The following is a 3,928-nucleotide window of genomic DNA, read 5'->3' as shown; positions in this document are numbered from 1 at the left end:
AACCTTCCTCACGGAGCCCCGCGCCTTCGTCGCCACAGCCCCCAGGGACACTTACACCCCGTAACGATTACCCAACGTCACAAATCGTTGCCGGGAATGGCTCAGTGACTTTCCGAGCAACTCGTCGATCTATTCTGGAGTCGTTGCCTCGAGACGCCGGCCGCCGCGATTGTCCGGATATGTCGTATTGATCGCTTGGGCGGTTTTGAGGTGGATTTCAGATATGTAGACCGGCACCGCCTGGGGGTGTAATGTCCGGACACTCTCCGAACGCGACGCAGGTAGCGGGTGTCTCCTTGTGTCATGGAGCTGCACCGGAGCGCATATTCCGCTGCCTTCGCGGGGTCGCTCAGTGCATCCATCGGGCCGCGGGAAATCCCCTTTCCGGGGGCGCTATATCCGTCCGCTCCGGTCGCCGGGTCGGGTCCGAACGGGCGCTGATCCGATCGGCACGCGGCGATTTTCGGAGAGCGCTTGCCGGCCGATGCGGCCCGAGTTCCACGACCGACAGCCACGGGAGGATGAGAAAATTGGATCTACGTTCGCAGCCGTGTTCGCGTTCATCTGTTGTCGCCGCCGTTCTCGGCTGTGTGCTGCTCGCCGGGGTGGCGGCGTGCGGCTCCAGGCGGGACGACCGCGCCGGCACTGTGAACACCGCATGCGCCACCGCGGCTCCCGGGGTGACGCAGGATGGGATCAATCTCGGCCTGCTGTACTCTGGCAGCGGATTCGGCAGCGATCCCAGCACCCTGTTCCGGGCCGGCATCGACGCTCGACTGGATGAGCAGAACGCCAAGGGCGGCATGAACGGCCGCAAGATCACTTACAGTTTCCGGGACGACGAGAGCGTGCCCGAGCTGAACCTCGTCGCGGGCCGCGACCTGGCGGAGCACGGCAACGTGCTGTCGATCCTCCAGTTCAGCGTCGCGCCATCGGGCTCCGCGGCCCTGCTGGAGCAGCAGGGTGTGAGGGAGTGATCCCCGACCCGGGCGAGCACCGCAACGTCTTCGGCTACTCCCGGCCTCTGTCACAGCTGCCGGTGTCGAGCGGCTGGGGGGAGTTCATCGCGGCCAAGGGCGGGAAACGGGCGGTGACGATCTCGGTCGAGTTATCGGCGGCGACGACAACCCTGGCCGGCATCTCGGCGCAGAGCCTGCGCGCGGCAGGCGTCGACGTCGTCACGAACCTGCAGGTCCCCGCCGGCGCCTTCGACGCGGCGCGGTTCGCGCAGCAGCTCAGGGCCGCCGGGGCCGACAGCCTCATCGCCTTCGTCCCGGCGCAGACGTATTACCAGATCGTCGTCGGAGCACGCGCCGCCGGCGTGAACCTGACCGTGGCTCTGGGTAACCTCGCCACCTACGACCGCAGCGCGCTCGACTCGGTGGGTGCCGCGGCTGCCGGGGCGTACTCGTTCCTCGACTACGCCCCGTTCGAGCTGAACACCGCGGCGCACCGCCGTTTCCTCGCCGCGATGGCTGCCTACTCGCCGCAGGCCGCGTCCGTGCCCGACGGTTCCACGCTGATCGGCTGGATCACCACCGACCTCCTCCTGGAAGGCATCAAGGCCGCCGGCTTATGCCCCACCTGGGCGAGCGTGCTCACCGGCCTGCGCGCCCAGACGCACTATGACGCGGGCGGCCTGCTGCCCGCCCCCATCGACCTGAGCAAGGGAATGGGCAACATCGCCCCCTGCTACGACTACGTGCAGGTGAACCTACGACTACGTGCAGGTGAACAAGGCCGGCACCGGCTTCGACCCGGTCGCCCCAGCCCCCTGCTGCGGCCACGTCCTGCCCGCGTCCGGTTAGCCGCTGGTACGCCGGCGGGACGTCAGGAGAGGAAGTCGACGGCGAGGCGGTCCGGCCCCGTGAGCTCGACGATGCGGAAGCCGGCGACGCGGCTCAGGCCGACGCCGATGTGCACCGTCCCCTCGAAGTCCCCGGCCAGCGCGTAGCTCAGCCCCGACGGGCCGGTGCCATCGGGTGCCGTGCGCAGCGTCGAGGCGCCCTGGTCGTCGTGGGCGGCGGCGGAGGTCAGGACGAGCTCGAACGCCGTCTGGCCGGCCAGGGGCAGCGGAGCCCCCGATCCCGGCCGGACGACCTGCGGCACGAACTGGGCCCGGTAGCCGGGAACACCGTCGGCGAACTCCAGCACGAGCCGGTCGAACCGGACCCCGTTCTCCACGTTGACCGCGCTGCGCAGCGACACCAGCCGGACGGGTCGGGCCTGCTGCCGCGCCTGCGCCGCCGGCTGACTCGACCAGTTCCGCGCACTGGTCCGCGGCCCGGTCGATGCCGCCCCCGGGCCGGTGCTCGCTCCCGCTGACGCCGACGGAGCCGGCGGCCTGACCGTGCCCCCCGGGCTGACTGACGCCGTGGCGCTGCCGGCCGCTGCCGTGGCGGGGAGTGCGCGGCCGGTGAGGAGGGCGAGCCGGCACCGTTGGCTCCGGCGGAGCTGGAGCCGCCGCAACCGACGAGGCCCACCATCAGGGCCGTCATGAGGGCCGTCATCAGGGCCGTCATGACGGCGGCGGGACCGCCACGGCGCACCCGTCGGGCCTGCCGTCGGCCACCGGTCGGACCAGTCGGACGAAGGTCCGTCAGCGGTCGGCCGCTTCGTCCGGTCGCGGATCCCGCGGCTGTCGACCCCACCACGACGATGCTTCCCATCCGCGACGCCCCGCTTTCTCCGGACACACGGCGCGAAGCCGTCCTACTCGTCGTACCCGACGCGTCACGACCATGAACGGGAGCCCGCGGGCGGATCTGCATTCGGGCGCGTGGCAACGCAGCGATGCTGGTCGCAACCTCCCGCAAGGCGCTGCCACGGCGTGCATGTCGGACACCAGGGTGAGACGCACGGCGGCGAGGCGGGCGAGCAGCATCGAGCAGCCCAGGACCGCGCGGTGGAGGGTCGAGCGGCGAGGCCTGGGTGCTGCCCCCGGTCGGGTATCGTGAGATCGCCGGCCGGCGTGGCGCAACTGGTAGCGCACCCGACTTGTAATCGGGCGGTTAGGGGTTCAAGTCCCCTCGCCGGCTCCAGATGCACCCCCTTTGACCTGTGGCTTTGCTGCAGGGAAGATCGATGTTGGGGGTTTCAAGATCGTGGATGGGCTCGAGATGGGCTCATTCCGCAGAACCATGTCGATCAATCGTCCGGCTATGGCCCCTGTGTGCAGTTCTCAGGGGTGGATCGCAGTCCGGGTTGGCCACGGCAGGGCCCGACTGCGAGGTGGCCGAGGGGGGCGAAGGGCCGGTGATTCATCGATGATCGAGTCCGCCGAGAGTGGTGACCGAGAGTGGTGACGGACAGTGACGACCTGGCGGTTTGGCTGATCGTGAGTAGGACGTCGGGAACCTGGACGGGGAAGAGCTGACGTTCCTGGTCGGCGGGCTCGTCCGCCCGGTGCGTCTGTGCGCTCGGGGCGTCGTTTGCTTGTCGACCGGCCGGGGGCGGGTCTGTTCGTCTGTTTCCTGTGGTTTCTGCCTGGTCTGCTGCTTGCCGGCGGGTGGGCAAGGACAGTCCTGGCCGTCTGCCGGGCAGGCTTGGCCAGGGGGACCGGGAAATGTCGTGATGGGGATTTCGGGTGGCTGCGTCGCGTGTGCACCCGTATGCGATGGTGGTGGGACCGTCCGCGACGGGAGGCGATGGCGGGCCGTCGACCGGCCCGGTACCTGTTGTTGGGACGGTTCGGTGACCGGGAGGAGGACTGCTGTGGCCGGCGAGGAACCTGATCTGTCGTGTCCGTCGTGGTGCCGGGAGCCCGCGGGCCATCTGCGCCTCGAGCCGGGCGGCGACGGTGATTTGCATGCGGCGGACGTCGGGGTCATCGACGTCCAGGAGATTCCGGGGTTGCGGATCAGGGCCCCGGGAAGATCGTTCTAGGTTGCGATCTGCTACGCGGAGTATTGGCCCCGTTGTGCCGTCC

2 protein-coding genes, 1 tRNA gene and 1 pseudogene are annotated in these 3,928 nt (G+C 69.3%); 3 read left to right on the top strand and 1 reads right to left on the bottom strand.

The annotated features are described in order from the left end of the window. Positions 1-590 precede the first annotated feature (590 nt). Together G6R25_RS29165 and G6R25_RS29160 are read left to right on the top strand one after the other, a co-directional pair. Positions 591-977, top strand: coding sequence for an ABC transporter substrate-binding protein (locus G6R25_RS29165; RefSeq protein WP_205447362.1), 387 nt, complete (start codon positions 591-593; stop codon positions 975-977). Continuing rightward, a pseudogene (locus G6R25_RS29160) lies at positions 974-1,654 on the top strand (ABC transporter substrate-binding protein); the annotation flags it as partial. The gene G6R25_RS29165 and the pseudogene G6R25_RS29160, both read left to right, overlap by 4 nt. A 176-nt stretch (positions 1,655-1,830) precedes the next feature. Here the strand turns inward: G6R25_RS29160 and G6R25_RS30985 are convergent. After that, entirely contained in the window at positions 1,831-2,208 is a 378-nt protein-coding gene (locus G6R25_RS30985; protein ID WP_235949447.1) for an AMIN-like domain-containing (lipo)protein, read from the bottom strand. 757 nt (positions 2,209-2,965) lie between these two features. On the opposite strand from G6R25_RS30985, the gene G6R25_RS22345 reads away from it, so the two are divergent. Beyond that, positions 2,966-3,041 (top strand) — tRNA-Thr (locus G6R25_RS22345). The last annotated feature ends 887 nt before the right edge of the window (positions 3,042-3,928 follow it).

The organism is Candidatus Frankia alpina (genome assembly GCF_902806485.1).
Taxonomy (GTDB): domain Bacteria; phylum Actinomycetota; class Actinomycetes; order Frankiales; family Frankiaceae; genus Frankia; species Frankia alpina.
This window is presented reverse-complemented; position numbering and strand designations above follow the sequence as displayed.